19 protein-coding genes, 1 rRNA gene, 1 other RNA gene, 1 pseudogene and 1 other annotated feature are annotated in these 22,741 nt (G+C 59.5%); of the genes and pseudogenes, 20 read left to right on the top strand and 2 right to left on the bottom strand.

The features are described from left to right. Nucleotides 1-205 (bottom strand): transposase (locus F560_RS0119835; protein ID WP_019007495.1); only part of this gene is annotated, 205 nt, incomplete at its 3' end. A gap of 256 nt (nucleotides 206-461) precedes the next feature. On the opposite strand from F560_RS0119835, the gene F560_RS0119830 reads away from it, so the two are divergent. The 3 genes from F560_RS0119830 to argS all read left to right on the top strand — a co-directional run bounded on the left by F560_RS0119830 (nucleotide 462) and on the right by argS (nucleotide 5,259). Next, nucleotides 462-2,687: a methyl-accepting chemotaxis protein gene (locus F560_RS0119830; protein ID WP_019007494.1), complete on the top strand. Its 2,226-nt coding sequence runs from the start codon at nucleotides 462-464 to the stop codon at nucleotides 2,685-2,687. A gap of 163 nt (nucleotides 2,688-2,850) precedes the next feature. Continuing rightward, nucleotides 2,851-3,085, top strand: a binding site (T-box leader). A 60-nt stretch (nucleotides 3,086-3,145) separates the two neighbouring features. Further along, entirely contained in the window at nucleotides 3,146-3,583 is a 438-nt protein-coding gene (locus F560_RS24730; RefSeq protein WP_169449917.1) for a YwiB family protein, read from the top strand. Further along, entirely contained in the window at nucleotides 3,580-5,259 is a 1,680-nt protein-coding gene (gene argS / locus F560_RS0119815; protein ID WP_019007492.1) for an arginine--tRNA ligase, read from the top strand. The genes F560_RS24730 and argS overlap by 4 nt, the downstream gene beginning before the upstream one ends. A gap of 6 nt (nucleotides 5,260-5,265) precedes the next feature. Here argS and F560_RS0119810 read toward each other — a convergent pair whose 3' ends face one another. Beyond that, entirely contained in the window at nucleotides 5,266-6,447 is a 1,182-nt protein-coding gene (locus F560_RS0119810) for a S8 family peptidase (protein ID WP_019007491.1), read from the bottom strand. 398 nt (nucleotides 6,448-6,845) lie between these two features. Here F560_RS0119810 and rpoE point away from each other — a divergent pair, with 398 nt between their 5' ends. The 17 genes and pseudogenes from rpoE to F560_RS0119725 all read left to right on the top strand — a co-directional run. Continuing rightward, a complete protein-coding gene (rpoE, locus tag F560_RS0119805; RefSeq protein ID WP_019007490.1) occupies nucleotides 6,846-7,433 on the top strand; it encodes a DNA-directed RNA polymerase subunit delta in 588 nt (195 codons plus the stop codon). Between the two features lie 304 nt (nucleotides 7,434-7,737). Next, nucleotides 7,738-9,351, top strand: coding sequence for a CTP synthase (locus F560_RS0119800; protein WP_019007489.1), 1,614 nt, complete (start codon nucleotides 7,738-7,740; stop codon nucleotides 9,349-9,351). A gap of 134 nt (nucleotides 9,352-9,485) precedes the next feature. Further along, nucleotides 9,486-9,884: a response regulator gene (locus tag F560_RS0119795; RefSeq protein ID WP_019007488.1), complete on the top strand. Its 399-nt coding sequence runs from the start codon at nucleotides 9,486-9,488 to the stop codon at nucleotides 9,882-9,884. 118 nt (nucleotides 9,885-10,002) lie between these two features. Beyond that, complete coding sequence (fba, locus tag F560_RS0119790) at nucleotides 10,003-10,857, top strand: class II fructose-1,6-bisphosphate aldolase (protein ID WP_019007487.1); 855 nt, start codon at nucleotides 10,003-10,005, stop codon at nucleotides 10,855-10,857. Nucleotides 10,858-11,032: 175 nt separating this feature from the next. Continuing rightward, on the top strand, nucleotides 11,033-12,283 hold the full coding sequence (locus F560_RS0119785; protein ID WP_019007486.1) for a UDP-N-acetylglucosamine 1-carboxyvinyltransferase: 1,251 nt from the start codon (nucleotides 11,033-11,035) through the stop codon (nucleotides 12,281-12,283). Nucleotides 12,284-12,345: 62 nt separating this feature from the next. Next, nucleotides 12,346-13,650: pseudogene (gene rho, locus F560_RS23765) on the top strand (transcription termination factor Rho); the annotation flags it as partial. Between the two features lie 1,028 nt (nucleotides 13,651-14,678). Then, entirely contained in the window at nucleotides 14,679-15,929 is a 1,251-nt protein-coding gene (locus F560_RS0119775) for a radical SAM family protein (protein ID WP_019007484.1), read from the top strand. Between the two features lie 162 nt (nucleotides 15,930-16,091). Then, complete coding sequence (gene rpmE, locus F560_RS0119770; RefSeq protein ID WP_019007483.1) at nucleotides 16,092-16,289, top strand: 50S ribosomal protein L31; 198 nt, start codon at nucleotides 16,092-16,094, stop codon at nucleotides 16,287-16,289. 59 nt (nucleotides 16,290-16,348) lie between these two features. Beyond that, the gene (locus F560_RS0119765; RefSeq protein WP_019007482.1) at nucleotides 16,349-16,753 is read left to right on the top strand and encodes a hypothetical protein; all 405 of its coding nucleotides are present in this window, start codon (nucleotides 16,349-16,351) and stop codon (nucleotides 16,751-16,753) included. 146 nt (nucleotides 16,754-16,899) lie between these two features. Beyond that, nucleotides 16,900-17,164, top strand: an RNA gene (gene ffs, locus F560_RS25265) — signal recognition particle sRNA large type. Nucleotides 17,165-17,393: 229 nt separating this feature from the next. Next, entirely contained in the window at nucleotides 17,394-18,548 is a 1,155-nt protein-coding gene (locus F560_RS23760; protein ID WP_083932152.1) for an ATP-binding protein, read from the top strand. 172 nt (nucleotides 18,549-18,720) lie between these two features. Beyond that, nucleotides 18,721-20,541 (top strand): DNA polymerase III subunit gamma/tau, encoded by a 1,821-nt coding sequence (gene dnaX, locus F560_RS0119755; RefSeq protein ID WP_019007480.1) that lies wholly within the window; start codon nucleotides 18,721-18,723, stop codon nucleotides 20,539-20,541. Between the two features lie 15 nt (nucleotides 20,542-20,556). After that, complete coding sequence (locus F560_RS0119750; RefSeq protein ID WP_019007479.1) at nucleotides 20,557-20,868, top strand: YbaB/EbfC family nucleoid-associated protein; 312 nt, start codon at nucleotides 20,557-20,559, stop codon at nucleotides 20,866-20,868. A gap of 59 nt (nucleotides 20,869-20,927) precedes the next feature. Next, the gene (recR, locus tag F560_RS0119745) at nucleotides 20,928-21,527 is read left to right on the top strand and encodes a recombination mediator RecR (protein WP_019007478.1); all 600 of its coding nucleotides are present in this window, start codon (nucleotides 20,928-20,930) and stop codon (nucleotides 21,525-21,527) included. Nucleotides 21,528-21,742: 215 nt separating this feature from the next. Beyond that, nucleotides 21,743-22,006 carry a hypothetical protein gene (locus tag F560_RS0119735; protein WP_019007476.1) on the top strand — a complete coding sequence of 88 codons (264 nt, stop codon included), beginning with the start codon at nucleotides 21,743-21,745 and terminating at the stop codon, nucleotides 22,004-22,006. Beyond that, on the top strand, nucleotides 22,003-22,269 hold the full coding sequence (locus F560_RS0119730; protein WP_019007475.1) for a pro-sigmaK processing inhibitor BofA family protein: 267 nt from the start codon (nucleotides 22,003-22,005) through the stop codon (nucleotides 22,267-22,269). Before F560_RS0119735 ends, F560_RS0119730 begins: the two co-directional genes overlap by 4 nt. A 325-nt stretch (nucleotides 22,270-22,594) precedes the next feature. Next, nucleotides 22,595-22,741 (top strand): 16S ribosomal RNA (locus tag F560_RS0119725); the annotation flags it as partial.

Here is a 22,741-nt window from a genome sequence, read left to right as displayed (position 1 = left end):
GCAAAATAAGCCGGACGATCCGTTCCGGGTCAGCCGCCGGGCGGCCGGTACGTTCCGTATACAGCGGCGCCACCCAATCATGGATGATGGAAAAATCAAGCGCTTCGTTCAGTTGGCGCAGGATGTGTTTTTTCGGCACGAGATCATCCATATTCACGAATTGGAACAATTGCGGCTGGATGGCCGACGACTTATGGGCTTTCATGCTCATTCACTCTTTCGATCGTTTTGTTACTAAAATAAATTCGATAAAACCATGGGAAAGGCCTGCTTATACGGACTTTTTCACCGGACTTTTAGGGATGGCCTTCTTTTTTGGCCACCGCGCTTTTTGGCAAAAAAATTGACAAACCGAAACGATTCCGCAAGATTTTCTGAAAATATAAGCCCAAATCCCTATGACATATGATACAATAATTTACATTACTCAACGTCTAGAGTTCGTTTGGGGGGGATTTGGCATGTTTGGTTGGTTGGGATGGAAGAAAGGCTTACCGCTGTGGTGGTCCTACCGTCTGAACAGGGACTTGAAGTCGGACGTAGAGGACATCTTCGAAGGGATCGCCGAAACGCGGAAGCAGATCTTGATCGATTGGACGACCGATTACTGGCGCCATCTGGACCGGCTGCTGGATCAGATGGCTTCGCTTGGCGGCGCGGAAGCGCTTGAAGGCGGCGCCGGCAAGGATGCTTTGGACCGGCTGTTCGGACAGGCGTATGCCCGGGGTTCGGATTTTACGGAACTGTTTTTGCTGGACGCGGACGGCACGGTCGTCCACTCGACGCACGTTCCCCACAAAGGCAAAAGCTACGGGGAAGACTCGCCGCTGTCGCCGGGCCTCCGGTATGCGCGCAACGGCGGCCGGGACGCCCGCAAATGCCTTTTCGGTCCCTATCCCGACCCGCTGACGCTTCAGATCGGCGCCAGATCCTCCCCGTTCCACGACAAGATGACCCTTCTGTTCATCAATCCGGTCATGGCCGAAGGAGGCCGGCTCGCCGGCTATTTGTGCGGCCGCGTGCCGAACGACGTCATCGGCGACCTGATTCAACGGGAGTCGGGACACGTGTATCCGGATTCCGGGGACAACTACCTGTTTATGGCCAAGCCCGAGCTGAACGTACATATTCCCCCCGGTACGGCGCTGTCCCGCAGCCGCTTCGAGGACCGGACGTTTACCCATGGGGAAAACCTGAAGGACGGCGTCACAACCGATTGGGGCGTCGTTTCGGTCAAGGAGCATACCGAGCTGGAACTGATGTTTACCGACCCGGCAACGGGCGAACTCCATCCCGGGGTGGCGAATACGATCCGCAACGGAAGCAACCTGTTCGTCGAATTTCCGGGGTATTCCGACTACCGGCACATTCCGGTTATCGGCAAAGGGGTCACCTTCCGGCTCCCGCACTGCCCGGATCTGTGGGGGATGATGTGCGAAGGCGACCTGGAAGAGGTATACCGGATCCGCAGCATTTCCTTTCGGCAGACGCGCCCGCAGCTTGCGGCGCTCGGCATCGGCTCGGCGGCGGCCGCCGCGCTCATCTTTTTGGCCGCGCGTTCGTTTTCGCCGGTATACGCGGCTTTGTCCGCCTTCGCCCTCCAGCTTGCGTACGGGCTTGCGGCCGCCGTCCTGCTGCGCAAACGCAGCCGGGAGCGGATCGTCAAGCCGCTGCGCAAGATCAACCGGTTCATCCGTATCAACGCCGAGGGCAGAGGCGACTTGACGCAGCGGATCAACATCGGGGAGTTCGACCAGGACGAGATACGGGAGCTGGCGAAGTGGATCAACAATATGATCGACTCGCTTGAAGGCATCATGCTGAAAGTAAAGCTGGCTGCCGCGGACGTAACGACCAGCCAGAAGCAGTTGAACGATTCGACCGCGACGACGGCCGAGTCGACCGAGCGGGTTGGCGAACGGATCAACGACATGATCCGCGGCATCCGGCGCCAGCTGAAGGATATCGACGTGGCCAAGGACGTTGCGGACGAAATGCGGCAGACGCTGCTGGCGCTTGAGGAGAAAGCGGCGGAGCAAATTGCCGTCGCGCGAAGCGAGGTGATGCGGATCGGGGACAAGATGTCGCAGATTTTCGCCCGGGTCGCGCAGACGAACGAAACGATCCGCATTTTCATGAATACGGCGGGCGAAATCCGCAGCGTGCTTCACGCCATCGAGGAAATTTCCAATCAGACCAACCTGCTCGCCCTTAACGCTTCCATCGAGGCCGCGAGGGTCGGGGAACAGGGGAAGGGCTTTGCGGTCGTCGCTTCCGAAATCCGCAAGCTGGCCGACATGACGCGCCAATCGACGGAAGAGGTTCACGAGATCATCGAGAAAATCTATGTCCACGCGCAGCAAGCCTCAGCGTCGATGGAGGAAGGCACGAAGGTCGTGACCGAAGGAACGGAACTTGTCGCCGTAGCCAGCGAAACGCTCGGCAACGCCAAGGGGGACGATTCGCTCAAGACGCAGGTCGTCGACGAAGTGGTCGAGCTGATGGAGAAGATCGCCGAAGTCAGCATGGAAAACCGCGCCGCGTCGACCGAGGTGGAAGCCAAGGTGCAGGAACTGCTGAACGATATCGTCGCCGTCCGGCATACGTCCCACACGGTGGAGGCGATCACCTCAAACTTGCAGCAGCTGGTTGGCCAATTCAAGCTGACCGAGACGCGCAAGCGATGAAAACACGGACAAGCCCCTTCGGCCGGCGAGGAGGGGCTTGTCCGGCCCAATCGCGGGAGCTTCGCACGAAGCGGGCCTGCACGCCGACGGGAGCGGGCGCGCCTTGCGGGCGGGAGCGGCTTTTCTTTTTGGCGCGGGTACCCTATAATAAGAACAAATAACCCAAACAACGAGGAACGGGAGAGTACCTTGCCGCAAGGCCAGCAGCAGCGAGCCGGGATGGTGAAAGCCGGCGCGGCGGCGCAAGGGAAGCGCACCCGGGAGTTGGTTCCCTGAACCGTCCAGTAGGGGAACCCGGCAGATGCCGTTATCCGAACGAGAGAATTCCCCTGCGTGCGTTCGCATAGCGGCGCGGAGAATTCAGAAGAGTGGCACCGCGGACACCATCCGTCTCTTTGGCAGAGGCGGTTTTTTTATTGTCCGGCAAGTCCCCTGAAGTGGAAGGGAGGCGATGCGTTTTGACACCGCTATCGAGGCCGCGCCCCGTGCGCATCGGCTTGTTTTCCGAGCTGGACGGAGAGACTTCGGCGTCGGAATATCGGGGCACGCTGTATCCGAAACAGGGCGCCTTCTATGTCAGATACGAAGAAACGGCAGAAGACCGAGGCCGCTGCTCCGTCACCGTGAAATGGAATGCCGGGGGACTGGCGATCGTGCGGCACGGGGAGACCGAAGGCGAACAGAGCTTTCGGCCCGGTTTCCGGACGGCGGGGTGGCTGAGAACCGGCGCGGGCAGGCTCCGCTTGGAGATGGAGACGGCGGAACTGTCCATCGCGCCGGAGGCGGCCGACCGGCTGCCGATCGAAATCGCTTGGCGATACGAGCTTTGGATGAACGAACAATGGGCCGGCCGCTTGAATTTGCGGCTGGTCGTACAGGAGGAGAATGAGGAATGAACAGTGGCGTGTTGGAACAATTTTATCAAAAGGTAAAAGACGCGATCGCCGATGCGGCCGTGGCGGCCGGATTGGCCGAGCGGGACCGGCTTCCCGAGTTCGTTGTCGAAGTGCCGAGGGAGAAAACGCACGGCGACCTGGCGACGAACGCTGCGATGCAGCTCACCCGGATCGCAAAGCGCAACCCGCGCCAGATCGCGGAAGCCATTCTGGAGCATCTGGACCGCTCCAAGGCTTCCATCGTTTCCGCCGAGATCGCCGGACCCGGTTTCATCAATTTCCGTCTGGACAAGAGCTACCTGTATCCGGTGATCGAATCGGTGCTCGCCCAGAAGGAGCGCTACGGGAGCCTCCGGCAGGAGAAGCCGCGCCGCGTCAACATCGAATTCGTCAGCGCCAACCCGACGGGCAGCCTGCACTTGGGCCATGCACGCGGGGCCGCGGTCGGCGACGCGCTTGCGAACTTGCTGGAATTCGCCGGCAACGAAGTGACGCGGGAATACTATATTAACGATGCCGGCAACCAGGTGGCCAACCTGGCGAAATCGATCGAGGCCCGGTACCGCCAGGCGCTCGGCCAGGAGGCCGAAATGCCGGAGGACGGCTATTACGGCGAGGACATCGTCGGCTTCGCCAAGGAGCTGGCCGAGCAGGAAGGCGACAAGCTGCTTGCGCTGCCGGACGAGGAGCGGTTCCAGAAGCTGCGCGCCTACGGGCTGGAGAAGGAACTGAACAAGATCAAACGCGATCTGGACCGGTTCGGCGTCCGTTTCGACATCTGGTACAGCGAGACGTCGCTGTACGAGCAAGGACGCGTCGAGGCGGCGCTGGAGGCGCTGAAGGAGCAAGGGTACGTATACGAGCAGGACGGCGCCGTGTGGCTCAAAACGACGGCCTTCGGCGACGACAAGGACCGCGTGCTCGTGAAAAACGACGGCTCGTACACGTACCTGACGCCGGATATCGCCTACCATATGGATAAGTACAACCGGGGCTACGACGAGCTGATCAACATTTGGGGCGCCGACCATCACGGCTACATTCCGCGGATGAAGGCGGCCATGGCCGCGCTCGGCAACGACCCCGGCAAGCTGACGGTGCTGATCGCCCAGATGGTCAGCCTGTTCCAAAACGGGGAAAAGGTCAAGATGTCCAAGCGCACCGGCAAAGCGGTCACGATGGAAGAGCTGATGGACGAGGTCGGCGTCGACGCGATTCGCTATTTCTTTACGATGCGGAGCATGGATACGCATCTGGATTTCGATATGGATCTGGCCGTTTCGACATCCAACGAAAACCCCGTTTATTACGTGCAGTACGCGCACGCCCGGATTTGCAGCATCTTCCGCCAGGCGGAGGAGCAGGGCATCCGGCTGCTGCCGGTCTCGGAAGCGCCGCTGCACAGGCTGACGGCCGAGCACGAGTTCGAGCTGCTGCGCAAGATGGGCGAGCTGCCCGGCGTTATCGCCGATGCCGCCGCGAATTATGCGCCGTACCAAGTCATCCGCTATCTCTACGAGATCGCTTCGCTTTTTCACAGCTATTACCGGGCGGAACGCGTCATTACCGAGGATGCGGAGCAAAGTCAGGCGAGACTGCAGCTTCTGGCGGCCCTGCGCATCGTACTGGCGAACTGCCTGAGGCTGGTTGGCGTTTCCGCGCCGGAGAAGATGTGACGCGTCCTATGGAAGCGGCGGCGCGGCCCGCTGCCTGATCTTGTCCGCCGCCTGCAGCATGCGTGCCGCATTAAGTTCTCCCGCCGACGACCGGGGCGACCGGGAAGCTTTGGCCTTTCGCAGCGGGCGCGCGGAAGCTTTCAGGACCGCCTTGACCTGATCGGGCGTCAAATCCCGCCGGTACGAGAGCAGCAGCGCGACCGCCCCCGTGACGTGGGAGGTCGCCATCGACGTGCCGCTCATCGTCTTCCGCTTGCCGTTCAGCCAGCAGGATTCGATCTTTTCCCCGGGCGCGTAAATATCGATGTAGCTGCTCCTGTTCGTGAAGGAAGACACCCTGCCGTTGCGATTGGTCGCGCCGACGGCGATTGTTTGGCTGTATCTTGCGGGATAATCGATTTTTCCCCGCTTTCCTTCGTTGCCGGACGAAGCGACGATCAGCACGCCGGAACGGTAGGCGTTGGTGACGGCCTGCAGCAGCGACCGGCTGCGTTCCGGCATGCCGAAGCTCATGTTGACGACGTTCATCCGGTTGCGGACGCACCAATCGATCCCGAGAATGATATCGGAAACGTAGGCCGTACCGTTGTAGTCAAACGCTTTGACCGGATAAATGGACGCCCGGGGCGCGACCCCTATCATGCCCTGAAGCTGGTTGGCGGCCGCGATCGTTCCGGCAATGTGCGTGCCGTGGCCGTTGTCGTCGTAGGGGAGAAAGGCGCGCTGCAGCAGGTTGATTCCCTGCTCCAGGGAATGGCGGAGATCGGGGTGCTGGAAATCGACGCCCGTATCGATCACGCCGACCTTGACGCGGTAACCCGTCGCCCGGTTCCAGGCATCGGGCGCGCCGATCCGCCGCACGCCCCAAGGAATGCCGTTCTCCGTACGGAAGCGGGACGAAGTCTCGGGTATGCCGTCGACGCGAACGATCGCGTCTTTCTCCCAGACGATGGATTTCGCCAATTTGCGAGGAAGCTGCTCAATCGGAACCGGACAGGAATACGCGCGAATAATGCCCAGGCGGCGGACGCTCCGCAACGCTTTGCAGCTTTGCCGCTGGGACTGCAAAGCCTGGAAGAACCGATGATCGTCTCCTGGATGAACGAACCGCATAATGGTTCTGCCGGATTCGTTCTCCGGAGAGGAGAGGGATCCTTTCAGCCATTTCAGCAGACCGCTTGCTTCCAATACGGCATCCCCCCCGACGATGTGCTTTCCTATTGTATGAAAGGCCAAGCGCAAAAGCTTGGGAATCCGGCCTTTTTGCGCGCAAATGGGCGGAGGACGGTGTCATTTCCGGCCGCAGGCCATACGATGAAAGGGAGAGTCCTCTTAAAGGCTCTTACCGCCCGGCGCTTCGCCCGAGGGACCGCCGGAGGGGTACAGTCGAAGAGCGAAGGCGCCGCCGCCGTCCGGCCCGCCTTCGCTTTTCGCCGTTTTGTCCCGCCATTCGCACGCGCTTGGCCGGGCGGTCCGACTTGCGCTTGCATTTTTAAAGGAAATGCGGTTAACTATTTGTTGACACCTGAAACCAACCAAGATCGACGATAACCATTGCTTAATATAAAGAGAGGATGAGGTGCAGCGTGAGCGCGGAATACGTCCTGAAGCTGAGTGAAGAGAAGATTCGCGAGCTGCCGATGGTGGACCTTGCGTTCGAGGTGCTGAAGGCGGCGAACACTCCGTTTTATTACCGGGACCTCATGAACGAGATCGCCAAATTGAGAGGGTTCACGGAGGAGCAGGTCAACGAATTGATCGCTCAGGTGTATACGGAGATCAATATTGACGGGCGTTTTGCCTGCGTGGGCAACAACGTATGGGGTCTGAAGCGCTGGTACCCGGTCGAGAAAGCGGAGGAAGCGGTGGGCGGAAGCGCCAAGCGTCCGCGCATCATCAACGACGACGACGATCTGGACGACGAGGATCTGTACGGCGAGGAAGAGGAAGAAACGATCGTTGCGGACGACGACGTCTACGACCTGTTCGACGAAGACCGGGAAGAAATCTTCGACGAAGGCGAAGAAGCCGCCGAGCTGGATGACGACGTCGAGCTTGAGGAAGACGATCCGGATCTTGAGGTCGAACTGGACGAGGAAGTCGTGGAAGACGAAGAGCTGGAAGAAGAGCTGGACGCGGAGCCCGACTTTGACGACGAGGAAGACCGCGACTGACCGCGCTTGCCGGACGCTTCGCTTGGAAGACTCTGGAGTCCGGGTTAAGGCCGAACGAGGCTTGACACCATACTTGCGAGACGGTAAACTTAGGCTTGGGCTTTAGAACCGTGGTTTTCTAATAGGAAAGAATAAAAAGTGCCCCCATGCATATGGGTGTCACTTTTTTGTTTTGTCGGGCATGTTTTCGCATCCGTTTCTTGCCTCATGTCCGGGGCGGAAAAATGCCGTTTATTTTGCAATCGACGATTGCGGTTATGCTAAAGACAATGCCGACGGGCATGGGGTGGGAGGTTTTTGCAGAGTGACCAAATACATTTTTGTTACAGGCGGCGTCGTGTCGTCGCTCGGGAAAGGAATTACCGCCGCATCGCTCGGACGGTTGCTTAAAAATCGCGGTCTCAAAGTGACGATCCAGAAGTTCGACCCTTATATCAACGTCGATCCGGGCACAATGAGTCCCTATCAGCACGGCGAAGTGTTCGTGACCGACGACGGCGCGGAAACCGATCTCGACCTGGGGCACTACGAGCGGTTTATCGACATTAATTTGTCCAAGAACAGCAACGTGACGACCGGCAAGATTTATTCGACGGTCATCAGCAAAGAACGGCGCGGGGAATACCTGGGCGGGACCGTCCAAGTCATTCCGCACATCACCAACGAAATCAAAGATCGCGTCTTCCGTGCCGGACGCGAAGCGGGTTCCGACGTGGTCATCACCGAAATCGGCGGTACGGTGGGCGATATCGAGAGCCTGCCGTTTCTCGAGGCGATTCGCCAGATTAAGAGCGACATCGGCCGCGAAAACGTCATGTACATCCACGTGACCCTCATTCCGTACATCAAAGCGGCCGGCGAAGTCAAGACGAAGCCGACCCAGCACAGCGTCAAGGAGCTGCGCAGCATCGGCATCCAGCCGAACGTGATCGTCTGCCGGACCGAATATCCGCTGACCGACGATCTGAAGCGCAAGATCGCGCTGTTCTGCGATATCGACGCGAGCGCGGTCATCGAATGCCGCGATGCTTCCACGCTGTACGAGATTCCGCTTATGCTGCGGGACCAAGGGCTCGACGATTATGTCGTCAAGCACCTGGGCTTGACGTCGGCGGCGCCGGAGCCGGACATGACGGAATGGGAGGCGCTCGTCCGCCGGGTCAAATCGCTGTCGAAGAAAACCGAAATCGCGATCGTCGGCAAATACGTCGCGCTGCACGACGCTTACCTGAGCATCGTCGAATCGCTCGCGCACGCGGGCTTTGACTCCGACGCCGAGGTCGACATCCGCTGGGTGAACGCCGAGGAGCTTACGGAGGACAATGTCGCGGAGCGGCTTGGCGGCGTGGGCGGCATTCTCGTTCCCGGCGGCTTCGGCGACCGGGGCATCGAGGGCAAGATTACCGCCATCCGTTACGCGCGGGAAAATCGCGTTCCGTTTTTCGGCATTTGCCTCGGCATGCAGGTGGCCGTCGTCGAATTCGCGCGCAATATGGCGGGCCTGGACAACGCCAACAGCTCGGAGATCCATCCGGCAACGCCGTATCCGGTCATCGACTTGCTGCCGGAGCAGAAGGATATCGAGGATCTCGGCGGTACGATGCGTCTTGGGCTGTATCCGTGCAAGCTGGTTCCGGGCAGCCTCGCGGCGCGCTGCTACGGGGACGAGCTCGTATACGAACGCCATCGTCACCGCTACGAGTTCAACAACGAATACCGCGAGCAAATCGAAGCCGCGGGCCTGCGCATTTCCGGCACGTCGCCGGACGGACGTCTGGTGGAAGTGGTGGAGCTGCCGGATCATCCGTGGTTCCTCGCCGTGCAGTTCCATCCGGAATTCACGTCCCGGCCGAACCGTCCGCAGCCGCTGTTCCGGGAATTCGTTCGCGCCGCTTTGAATCATTCGGCCCAATCCTAAACGGAAGGCGCTCCGATCGATGTCGGGGCGCTTTCATCTTTTTCATAGGATTTTCCAAAGGTTAAGAAGGATTTCCTCCTCTCCATCTCGAATACGGGTTAGATACGGATGTCAGAAGCGGAGGGCGATGGAAAATGAACAGAAAAAAGCTGCTGGTCGTGGACGACCAAGTCGGTATCCGGATATTGCTGCTCGAAGTATTCAGCACGGAAGGCTATGAGACGTTCCAGGCAGCAAACGGCCGTGCCGCGCTGGAAATCGTACGCCTGCATTCTCCGGACCTCGTTCTGCTCGATATGAAGATACCAGGCATGGACGGGCTTGAGATCCTTAAGAAAATCAAGGAAATCAACCGCGAGATCAAAGTCATCATGATGACGGCGTACGGGGAGCTCGACATGATCAAGGAGGCGACCGAGCTGGGCGCCTTGATGCATTTCACGAAGCCGTTCGACATCGACGAGCTGCGGCTTGCGGTCAACATGCATCTGTCCGACGACGGTCCTTCGGCAAGGTTCGCGACCGCAACATGAACGGATTTTCATTTTGGTTCCGGGCGATCCCGTTTACTATACGAAGACTATTTGTGGTATAATAGCGCAGTATGAAGGTCGCGTGCAGAGCGGCTATTAAGAGCAGGAGGAGTTACGTATGCCACTGGTTTCCATGAACGAGTTTTTGCCGAAGGCCAAAGCGAACCGTTTTGCCGTCGGCCAGTTCAACATGAACAACCTTGAGTTTGCCCAGGCGATCACGGAAGCGGCCATGGAAGAAAAGTCTCCCTTTATCTTCGGCGTCAGCGAAGGCGCCCTGAAGTACATGGGGATTGAATACACGGTTGCGATCGCGGAAGCGGCCGCGAAAAAGTCCGGTCTCCCGATTGCGCTTCACCTCGACCACGGAAGCAACTTCGATATCGCGATGAAATGTATCCGCGCGGGCTTCTCTTCCGTGATGTTCGACGGTTCCCATCATCCGTTCGAAGAAAATATCCGGCTGACCAAGGAGATCGTCAAGGCGGCTCACGCCATGGGCGTATCGGTAGAGGGCGAACTGGGCACGATCGGCGGCGTCGAAGACGACCTGAGCGTGGACGAAGCGGACGCTGCGCTGGCGAAGCCGGAAGAAGCGATCCGTTTCTATGAGGAAACGGGCGTCGACGCGCTCGCGATTGCGGTCGGCACGGCTCACGGCATGTACAAAGGCGAAGTGAAGATTCACTATGACATCATTGAAGCCGTAGCTTCCAAAATCCCGGTTCCGATCGTTCTGCACGGCGGCTCCGGCGTTCCGGACGACATGATCCGCAAATCGATCCAATGCGGCGTAGGCAAAATCAACGTCAATACGGAGAACCAAGTCGCTTGCACCAAAACGATTCGCGAAATCCTCGGCAAAGACGAGAATGTCATCGATCCTCGCAAATATCTCGCACCTGCTCGTACGGCGATGAAAGAAGTCGTCAAAGAAAAAATCCGTCTGTTCGGCAGCAGCAATCAGGCGTAATGTTGATTCATCCAACCTGTGGCGAACCGAATTCGGACATGCCCCCGGGAGTGGTACTGTCTTACTTAAGATACGGGAAAACGTCATGAGGCGTTTTCCCTTTCCTTCATTGTCTGTATTGGAGCTGCGTTTGGCTTCGGTGCATGGAGCAGCATACTAGGAGGACCATGCATTCATGGAGAAACTGATGATACGCGGAGGCCGTCCGCTGAGAGGCACAGTCAGCATCAGCGGCGCCAAAAACAGCGCAATCGCGCTTCTGCCCGCCGCCATTCTGGCGGAGACGGAAGTGCGTCTGGACAATCTTCCGCACTTGAGCGATGTGGAGATTTATATCGAACTGCTTCAAGAGCTTGGAGCCAAGGTAACCTGGATTGGCGATACGATGTGCATCGACCCGACCGACATGAAGCCGGTGCCGATGCCCAACGGAAAAGTCAAAATGCTCAGAGCCTCTTATTACTTGATGGGAGCGCTCCTGGGACGCTTCGGGGAAGCGACGATCGGCTTGCCCGGAGGCTGCAACTTCGAGCCTCGTCCCATCGATCAGCACATCAAAGGCTTCGAAGCGCTGGGAGCCGAAGTAACGAACGAACATGGCGCCATCCGCATTCGGGCAAAACAGCTGCGCGGGGCGAAAATATATTTGGATGTCGTCAGCGTCGGCGCCACGATCAACATCATGCTGGCGGCCGCGCGGGCCAAAGGCTTTACCGTCATTGAAAATGCCGCCAAAGAACCGGAAATCGTCGATGTGGCCACGCTGCTTAACGCCATGGGCGCCAAGATCAAAGGCGCCGGCACCGAGACGATCCGGATCGAAGGCGTGGACAGCCTGCACGGCTGCCGCCACTCGATCATTCCGGACCGGATTCAGGCGGGCACGTACATGATCGCCGCTGCGGCGACCCGCGGCGATGTCCTTATCGATAACATTATTCCGAAGCATCTTGAGGCCCTTACGGCGAAGCTGCAGGAAATGGGCGTACATGTATACGAAATGGACGAGTCGATTCGCGTCATCGGACAACCGAACTACGAGGCGGTCGACGTCAAGGCGCTCGTGTACCCCGGCTTCGCGACGGACCTGCAGTCGCCGATGACCAGCTTGCTCACGCAGGCGAACGGCGTCAGCATTTTGTCCGATTACGTGTACAGCAACCGGTTCAAGCACGTTCCCGAACTGGTGAGAATGGGCGCCCAAATTCGCATCGAGGGACGTTCCGCGATTATCGAGGGCGGAAAGTTGAACGCGGCCAAGGTCAAGGCGGCGGACCTGCGCGCGGGCGCGGCGCTGGTTATCGGAGCCTTGACGGTCGAAGACGGCATTACGGAAATAACGGGAGTGGAATATATCGACAGGGGTTATGAGAACCTGGTCCAGCTCCTGAACAATTTGGGCGCCGAAGTATGGCGCGAAGGGTGATCCCCGGGATCGGGGATCGCCGATAATCGGATCGCAAAGAGGGGATATGATTGACGGATTACATGATGGCGGATTTGGAAGCCCAGAGCTTGCCGCAGCTTTACAAGCTGGCCAAATTCCACCAAATCTCCAACTATCATCAAATGAAGAAAAAAGAGCTGATCATCGCCATCCTGCGCGCGCAGGCGGAGCGAAGCGGCAACCTGTTCATGGAGGGTGTGCTGGAAGTGCTGCCCGAAGGATACGGTTTTCTGCGGCCGATCAATTACTTGCCCAGCCCGGAAGACATTTACATCTCCGCTTCGCAGATTCGCAAATTCGATTTGCGTACCGGAGACCTGGTATCCGGCAAGTGCCGCGCTCCCAAGGAGAGCGAACGTTACTTCGGGCTGCTTCAAGTCAACGCCGTTAACGGAGAATCCCCGGAGACCGCCGCCGAACGCCTCCATTTTCCCGCTCTAACCCCGCTTTTTCCCAACAAGAAACTGGTTCTCGAAACGGATCCTCACCGTCTTTCCACCCGAATCATGGATTTGCTCGCACCCGTCGGTCTCGGACAGCGCGGCCTGATCGTAGCGCCTCCGAAAGCGGGCAAGACGCTGCTGCTGAAGGAAATCGCCAACAGCATCGCGGTCAGCCGGCCGGACATCGAGCTGTTCGTGCTGCTGATCGACGAACGTCCGGAGGAAGTGACGGACATGCAGCGTTCGGTAAGAGGGGAAGTCGTCGCTTCGACGTTCGACGAGGTGCCGGAGCACCATATCAAGGTGGCGGAGCTCGTGCTGGAAAGGGCGCTGCGCCTGGTCGAGCACAAGCGGGACGTGGTGATTCTGCTGGACAGCATCACGCGCCTGGCCCGGGCCTACAACCTGGTCATCCCGCCTTCGGGCCGGACGCTGTCCGGGGGGATCGATCCCGCCGCGTTCCACCGTCCGAAGCGGTTTTTCGGGGCCGCGCGCAATGTGGAGGAAGGCGGCAGCCTGACGATCCTGGCGACGGCGCTGATCGATACGGGCTCGCGCATGGACGATATCATCTACGAGGAATTCAAAGGCACGGGCAACATGGAGCTGCATCTTGACCGCAAATTGGCGGAGCGGCGCATTTTCCCGGCTCTCGATATCCGGCGCTCCGGCACGCGGCGCGAGGAGCTGCTGCTTACGCCGGAAGAGCTGGACAAGGCATGGGCGATTCGCAAGACCATGAACGACTCGCCGGAGTTCATCGATCAATTTCTGAAGAAGCTCGCACAGACGAAGACGAATGCGGAGTTTCTGGCCTCGCTCGACCTCGGGACAACGTCTCCGCGTCCGGGAAGCCCGTCGGCGGGCGGCGGAACAAACGGCAGCAACGGGTCGTCCGGCGGTTCGTCGTACGGTTCCTCGGCATACGGCTCGCAGCCGGCGGCTGCAGGCGCGTCCGCGATGCGTTCGCAGAACGGGAGAACCGCGGCTTCGCCGGTCCGGAACGGCTATTCGTCCAACCGGACGTACGGCACGGGCATGACTTCTTCGGCGCGCTCGCCGGGCGTTGCGGCAGCGGCAGGCGTTTCTTCGGCCGGCCGTCCGTCCGCGGCCGCGCCTGCCCGCCAGGCGCCATCGGCTTACGCGGCAGGGTCTTCGACCGCAGGGTCGGCCGCTGCGGGTGCTTCCGCGCTGGACGCCGAGAAACGTGCGGCAAGTGCGGCAGCCCAAGCTTCCGAGGCGTCGCAGCCGTCCGCTGAGGCTCCCGCCCCCGCGCAGCCGCCAGCTGCGGCGGTTCAACCGGCGGCAGCCGCCGCCGGCGCGGCGGAGCCGGCCAAAGACGCGCAGGCCGCCGAAGAGCGGGCCGCATTGGCCGTCGAGCCGGCGGAGGCGGCGGGTGCGGTTTCGCCGGCGGCGGCCGAACCTGCGGCTTCGGCCGCGACGGAACGCGACGGCCGCGATGAAGCGGCTGCGGAACGTCCGGCGGCCAAAGCGGGCCGCGCCGCAAGCAGGAAAGCCGCGGCAACGGGCGAGACGTCGGTTCGCGCCGCCAAGCGCGCGAGCGCAGCCGCATCGGACGACGCGGCCGCCGCCCCGGCATCCGCAGCGCCCGAAAGCGCGTCCGCCCCGCAGGCAGGCGGAGCGGACGCCGCCGAGCCGGCGCCGCAGCCCGGCGACGGCGCCGCGGCGGACAACAACGCGGAAGCGGAAACCAAGCCGGCCGCCAAGACGACGAAGACGTCGTCCCGGACGCGCTCCGCCAAGTCGTCCGCTTCGTCCGCGGAAGCTTCCGATACGGCAGCCGCATCCGACAAGGCGGACGCGGCCGAGCCCGCCGAGAAAAAGCCGGCCAAACGAACGGCCTCCGCTTCCCGCCGCTCCGCCAAGAGCACGACGGAGTAACGGGCAGCGGCCGGAAAGAAGGTACGAACATGCAACTGGTTTACGCAGACGAACACGGACGGGTGTTCGATCATCCCGAGCTGCTTGCCGTCGCCCGCAGCGGCGACCGGCTCGTCGAGCTGTTCGAAGACGAATTGATTCCGCTGCCTCCCGGCGCGACGCTGGTCGGACTTCCGTATACCCGCGCCGTCGGCATGGATGCCAAAACGGGCGAGATGAAAGCGATGGCTCCCGGCTGCCGGGCGGTCGGGGCCCTGCTGCCGCAAGGCTACACGCGCTACTATGTGCCCGGTTACATGAAAACGGACAAAACGCAGCTTCTGCCTTTGTTCGGCTATACCGCCGTCGTCTGGAAGGATGGAGAGTTTTACGTGGCCGCGGGGCAGACGGACGATCCCGAGCCCTGGAATCCGGAGAACTGCGACCGCAAAGAGCTGGAGCTGCAGGTCGACCGCCTGTTGAAGCGGTATCCCGACAACCGCCTTTATAAGCATTTGTCCCACTGCGCGCTGGAATACCAATGCCTGACGGCCTCCAATACGTTCCTGCAGAGGCTTGAGGGCGCTGTGCCCGTGTCTTTCGCCTGCAACGCGGGATGCTTCGGCTGCATCTCCGAGCAGCCGGACGACAGCGGCTTTCCCGCTCCGCAGACGAGGCTCAAGTTCAAGCCGACGGTGGATGAAATCGTGGACATTATGCTGGAGCACCTGAAAACGCCGAACGCCATCATCAGCTTCGGCCAGGGCTGCGAAGGCGAACCTTCGACGCAGGTCAAACTGATCGTCGAAGCGATCCGGCGCGTGCGGGCCCAGACGTCCAACGGTTACATCAATATCAACACGAACGCGGGGCTGACCGACCATCTGCGCGCCATTACCGACGCCGGGCTCGATCTGATGCGGGTGAGCACGATCAGCGCCCTTGACGAGCATTACAACGCGTATTACCGCCCGCGGGGCTATACGTTGGCCAATGTGGAAAAAACGCTTCGCTACGCGGCCGACAAAGGCGTATACACATCGATCAACTATCTGGTGTTTCCGGGGGTAACGGACCGGGAAGAAGAAATCGAGGCGATGATCGGCTTTGCCCGCCGCACGGGACTGAAGCTGATCCAGATGCGCAACCTGAACATCGACCCCGACGCGTACCTGGAGCTGATCCCGAAGGCGAAGGGCGAAGTTTACGGAATGAAGACGATGCTGGACATTTTCCGCGAGGAGCTGCCGGACGTGGCGATCGGCTCTTATACGCACGTTCCGCCGGCTTTCGCCGGCTGACGGCCCGCGAAGAACGGCCTTCCGGCCGGGCCGCGGAACCTGCAAAACGCACGGGCGGGTCAATTAATTCCTTGTCATGGCCCGCCTCGTCGTGATATACTTCGTTTGTCTGTCTAATACTCTGGTCCCGCATGAGGTCCAGGGCGGAAAGAGGTGAACGTCTTGAAACAAAACATTCATCCGCAATATCATATTACGACCGCTACCTGCGCTTGCGGGAATACGTTCGAGACCGGTTCGATCCGGCCGAATCTGCGCGTCGAAATATGTTCGGCATGCCACCCGTACTTTACGGGCAAACAGAAGTATGTGGATGCCGGCGGCCGTGTTGACAAATTCAAGAAAAAATACGGTCTGTAAGAAAATCCGTATAGACTTAAACCTCCCTAAGCATCCTACGCGTAAGGGAGGTTTTTTTCATGCGCAAACATCGATTGCTGACCGTCTGGCTGGTGGCCGCCGCTTTGTCCGCAAGCCTGATTCAAGCCGGCTGCGCCAAGCAGCAAGCGGGTTCGAGCAGCATCAAGCCGCAGAGCTATGCCGACGACGGGTATTTGGGCAGAACGAACACGTACCCGAAAATTCCGGGGCGCCATATGGCGCTGAATTATAAAAACGACGGCGAGCTGATGCGGCAAGCTATCCGAAACGTGCCGGGCGTTGCGGGAACGAACGTTACCTTTAACGGAGCCGACGCCTATGTGACCATCAAGCTCGCCCCCGGACTGCAGCAGCGGGAAGTGGCGACCGTGGAGCGGCAGGCGGCCGCGGTTTTGCGGTTCAATTTTCCCCGGTACCACATTCACGTTCAGTCCACGCGATAAACCGGCGCGCCTTCTTGGTGCGGTTGTCCTGAAACGGACAGCAACCCATCGGCATACTTTACGTTAAGTCGTTTTGTACAGCATTTTCCTAGGGAACCGCTTCCTTAGGTTGCGCTTGCGGACAGAAACCGTTATACTAAGTGATGCCGTGCTAGACGGGGAGGTAGCGGTGCCCTGTAACTCGCAATCCGCTGTAGCGAGGTCGAATTCCTGCTTGAGGTGTGGTTACGCAGTTCCGGCATGTCGTTCGTCGTGTTGATCCCGGAGTCCTCCGCAAGGGACGCCCATGAACCCGGTCAGGTCCGGAAGGAAGCAGCCGTAAGTGGTCACGTTCTTGTGTTGGAGGGGCGCTTCGGGGGAGCGGAAGCGGCATGTACGGCTGGATGACCATGATCGAGGGCAGGTGCACGGTCCTGAACATCACAATTGAATCCAACTCCTTTTGGAGGCGAATAAACACCTTGGCGTAGGCATGGACTGCGCAAGGTGTTTTTTTTAACGATCGGCCGGGTCGTATCTCGCGTCCTGTTCCGTATCGTTCCGCTAAAACGGACGCGCCCTTCATCAAAGCAGCACAGCCGTTTGCTTGCTAGACTAAATTTAGTCGTTAAGGTGGTGGCGAATTGTGAGGGAGTCGGGTATGAACGGACAACCTGGGCAGAGAGGCCGGGAGGTGCTGTCGCAGCGGGAAATCTACATCCGCAAGCTGGCGGAGCGTTTGCTGGAAGACGATCATACGGGCGTCATCCTGTTTGGTCCCGATCTTCGGATTATCGAGGTGAGCCCGATGGTCTGCTCGATTTTCGGCGGGAACCGAAACGATCTGCTGGGTCAGGATGCGTTCCGCTGGTTGGAAAGCTTGTCGGTCCAGCTGCCTTCGGTCGTTTTGAAACTGGACAAGGGCGAATCGTTCCGCAACCAGAGGCTTACCTGGGGGAGCGGGGAACGCCGGCGCGAGCTGATGCTGGAAGGGGGCGCGCTGCGGGACGGAACGGAAGAGATCGGGAGGTACATGCTGTTTCAGGACGTGACGCATCTTATGCTCCTGGAGGAGCAGATTCGCCGCTCCGACCGCCTGAAGATGATCGGGCAAGTGGCCGCGGGAACGGCGCATGAAATCCGCAATCCGTTGACGGCGATCAAAGGGTTCATTCAACTGCTGCACAAGGCGCTGTCCGAACGGGATATGAACCGGGAACTCGAATACGTCGGCATCGTGCTGTCGGAGCTTGAGCGCGTGAACGAGCTGGTAAACGAATTTTTGCTGCTCAGCAAACCGAAAGAAGTCCGGCTGGTTCCGGTTCATTTGGGCAAGCTGTTCAGGGAAATGCTGCCGATGCTTCAGAATGAGGCTATTTTGCATAATGTAACGTTAAGCTACGAGCCGCTTGAGAATTCGCCGTATGTTTTTGCGGACAAGGAAATGCTGAAGCAGGTGTTTCTGAATCTCGGCAAAAACGCCATCGAAGCGATGGGCAACGGGGGGAGCTTGATCATACGCGAGCGCAGCGCGTTCCCCGGGGCGGAAGAAGTGTCGGTGGATGTGTGCGACAACGGTCCCGGCATTTCGGAAGAACTTTTGGAGCGGATATTCGATCCCTTTTTCACGACCAAAGAACAAGGAACCGGATTGGGCCTGTCGATCTGCCAGCGGATCGTGCATGAGTTCGGGGGCAAGATCGGCGTCCAGTCCGGCTCGGGGGGCACGATGTTCACGGTTACGCTGCCGACGGCCGCCGTCGCCAAAAGCAGGAAGGTTGTCTGCGGTGGAGCGCTTCCGCTTGATGATGTATAATGATTGAAACGCCAAAAGTCCGGCAAGCGAACGCCATGCGTTGTCGCCGGGCTTTTCGAACGATTGGGAAAGAGAGTCCGTTACCCTTTTCTTAATCGTCTCTGCCAAAACGTGCGCGTTCATAAAAAAACGGCGCAGCCGTTTTTACTTGATCTGACGGGAGCGACGAGGAATGGCCCACATCGCGCTGTACCGGGCCTGGCGTCCGCAGACGTTTCAGGACATGGTCGGGCAACAGCATATCGTACAAACGCTGCAGAACGCTATCCGCGAAGATCGTCTGTCTCATGCCTATCTGTTCAGCGGCCCCCGGGGGACGGGCAAAACCAGTGCGGCCCGGGTGCTGGCCAAAGCGATCAACTGCGAGTTCGGACCGGCGGCGGAGCCGTGCAACAAGTGCGAAACGTGCCGCCGGATTTCGTCGGGCGCGGTCATGGACGTCGTCGAGATCGACGCCGCGTCCAACCGCGGCGTGGAAGAGATTCGCGATATTCGCGACAAGGTGAAATACGCGCCGACGGAAGTGCGCCGCAAAGTGTATATCATCGACGAAGTGCACATGCTGACGACCGAAGCGTTCAACGCGCTGCTCAAAACGTTGGAAGAACCGCCGGAACACGTGATGTTCATGCTGGCGACGACGGAGCCGCACCGGCTGCCGGCGACGATCGTGTCGCGCTGCCAGCGCTTCGAGTTCCGGAGAGTGTCGCTAGGCGAGCAGCGCGATTGGCTGGCGGATATTTGCCGGAAGGAAGGGATCCGGGCGGAGGAGGAAGCGCTGGCTTACATCGCCCGCCTGTCGGACGGGGGGATGCGGGACGCGCTCAGCCTGCTGGATCAGATCGCTTCTTTCACGGACGGCCATATTACGCTTCGCGACGCCGTCGAGGCAACCGGGGGACTGCCTTCCGAGCAGTTCGCGCGGCTCGCTTCGGCGGTGCGCGACGGCGACGCCGCCCGCGTGCTGCAGGAAGTGGACGAGATGATGCGCTCGGGCAAGAGCGCGGACAAATGCCTGGAGCAGCTCATGCATTATTTCCGCGACATGCTGCTCTCGGTCATCGCGCCCGAAGCGGCGGCTTCGTCCGGACGGGTCGCCGATCCGGCCGAGCTTCGGGAGATGGCGCAGGGATTTTCGCGGGAGCGGCTGTTTGCGATCATCGATTTGCTGAACCGTTATCAGGCGGAAATGAAGTACGCCGCGCATCCGCAGACGATGTTCGAAATCGCGCTGCTCAAGCTGTGCTCCCAACCGGAGCGCGCGGACGAACAACCGGCGGGCGGAGCGGCGCAGGAAGGACAGGCGCCGGCGGCGCCGGGCGCCTCGGCCGAATGGCTGCGGTTGAAGCAGCAAGTAGCCGCTTTGGAGCGCAGGCTTGAGGAATTGCAGCGGGGCGGCCTTCCGGCGGCGCAGAGCGGCTTGCAGCGGCCCGCGCCGCCAAGCGGTTCGGACGGCGGCCGCAGCCGCGGGCTGGGCGTCCGTTCCGCCGCGGCCGCGGCCGGGAGAGCCGGGGAGCCGGCGGCCAGGCCGCAGCGCAAGCGGTTGAAGCTGGAGCCGTATATCGCGGCGGCAAAATCGCCGGAGACGCTGCAAGCGCTGGCGAAGTGGCCGCAGGTGCTCCAGCGCGTCAAGGAAGAGCGCGTCACCGTGCACGCTTGGCTGGTCGACGGCGAGCCTGTATCTTATACTGAGGATACGGTGCTCGTCGCGTTCCGCAATTCGATTCACCGGGAGACGACGGAGAAGCCTGCCAACCGTCAGGTGATTGAAGGCGTGCTTGCGGCCGTATACGGCCGGCCGGTTCAACTGGTGACCACGCTGCAGAAAGAATGGCAGGAAGCGCTCGCTTCGGAAACGAAAGAGGCGGGCGGGCATTCGGCTGAAGAGCTTGCGCTCGAGCCGGAAGACGGCGGAGCGCCGGCCGGGGAGCCTCTCGTCGAAGAAGCGGTGAGGCTGTTCGGCGAACAATTGGTCGTGATTAAAGACGATTGAGGAGGAAGCGGAAACATGAACAATATGAATCAAATGATGAGACAAGTCAAAAAGATGCAGGAGCAAATGCTCAAAGCCCAGGAAGAACTCGGCAACAAGACGGTTGAAGGAACCGCAGGCGGCGGAGTCGTGTCCGTCACCGCGAACGGCCACAAAAAGGTGCTCAATATCACCATCAAACCGGAAGCCGTGGATCCGGAAGACGTCGAAATGCTGCAGGATCTCGTGCTCACGGCGGTCAACGACGCGCTGAGCAAAGCGGACGAACTGGCTAACGCCGACATGAGCAAATTTACCGGAGGCCTGAAAATTCCGGGCTTGTTCTGATTACGAAAGACGCCGGCCTGGTTTCGTCATGCCGCCGGATGCGGAGGAGCATTGAACCCTTGTACTATCCCGAACCGATCGCCAAGCTGATCGACGCCTTTTCCCGCCTGCCGGGCATCGGCCCGAAAACGGCAGCGCGGCTGGCTTTCCACGTTCTTCGGATGAAAGAAGAGGAAACGATCGATTTTGCCAAGGCGCTCGTCAACGTCAAACGCCAGTTAACCTATTGTTCGATTTGCTGCAACATTACCGATACGGATCCTTGCCGCATTTGTTCGGACAAGGCGCGCGACGCATCGGTTATTTGCGTCGTTCAGGAGCCCAAGGATTTGGTCGCCATGGAGCGGACCAAAGAGTATAACGGTTATTACCATGTTCTGCATGGCGCGATTTCGCCGATGGACGGCATCGGGCCGGACGACATCCGCATAGCGGATCTGCTGCGCAGGCTCAGCGACGAGCGCGTGCAGGAGCTGATTTTGGCGACGAATCCGAATATCGAGGGCGAAGCGACGGCGATGTACTTGTCGCGGCTCGTGAAGCCGTTCGGCATTAAAGTGACGAGGATCGCGCACGGCCTGCCGGTGGGCGGGGATTTGGAGTATGCCGACGAGGTGACGCTGTCCAAGGCGCTCGAAGGCCGGCGCGAGCTGAATTGATTTTTGTACGGATCATCAATTGGATCCCCATGGACGCCTTAACGGCGTCTTTTTCGCTTTTCCAAGGTCTGTCGGAGCCGGGAATCTGGCTGCTTATCGCCCGCGTCCAGAGCCGCAAACGCATGAAGGCGGCCGCGTTCTAAAAAAGAGCCCGAAAGCATAACCATGTATTGGGTTGTCCATCAACTCAATCCTGACGGCAGGAGGAACTGAAGATGCCGGGCAAGAGCGAACGGGATCAAACGGCGGCCAAAATGGCGGAGATCGAAAGGCTCACGGATCAAATCCGGGAAGCGGAGCGGGAATGCGCGGTTGCGAATTACCGTTTTCAGATGGCGGTCGGCGCGGACGAAGTCGATTATGCGATTTTTGCGATGGAAGCGGCGGAAAAAAAGCTGAGCATGCTGCTGAAGAAAGCAAAGCAGCTCTGGAACGCGCACCATGAAGCCCATGAAGAAAACCAGGAGGTCGGACCATGAAATCCGTCTGGTTGATCATGCTTGTTTTGTCTTCCTGCGGGCTCGCTTTTCTGCTGTTTCGCGGGAAAGTGCCTAAAGGCTTCTTGGCCCGGTTCGGCATGCATTTGGTTTTATCCGCCTTTGCCATCTATGCGTTGAACTTTTCGGGCTGGATAACCGGCTGGTACGTTCCGCTTAATCCGGCCACCATCGGGGCCGTCGCGTTGCTCGGATTGCCGGGCATCGGATTGGTCCTTGGGCTGCAGCATGTTTTGCTTGCGTAAAAAAATTTCCGATTGGTGATTGACGCCGTGCGCCGGGATGTGATAATCTATGTCTCGCGCCTGTTTGAAGCGATAATTTGCTGCGATTCGGCGGTAAGAAAAAATAAAAATTACCTCTTGCAATCGTGAAGGCGCCTGTGTTATATTAATCAAGTCGCTGTTATGACGGCGGCGCGAAAGCGAAGGCCTACGGGCCAAGCGATTGCTCCTTGAAAACTGAACATCGAGCGTAATTCGAAACACCGTCAAGCAAGAGTTTTCTTGCGAGACAAGCCAGAAGAATTTGGAGCCAAACGGCTCTTCGATAAACCGGTCCGTTGGACCTTTTATGGAGAGTTTGATCCTGGCTCAGGACGAACGCTGGCGGCGTGCCTAATACATGCAAGTCGAGCGGACCTTCGAGGGAGCTTGCTTCCGAGAAGGTTAGCGGCGGACGGGTGAGTAACACGTAGGCAACCTGCCCTTTAGACCG

This window comes from Cohnella laeviribosi DSM 21336 (assembly GCF_000378425.1).
GTDB lineage: Bacteria > Bacillota > Bacilli > Paenibacillales > Paenibacillaceae > Cohnella > Cohnella laeviribosi.
Note: the sequence above shows the minus strand (reverse complement) of the source record. Positions and strands in the feature narration are given on the sequence as shown.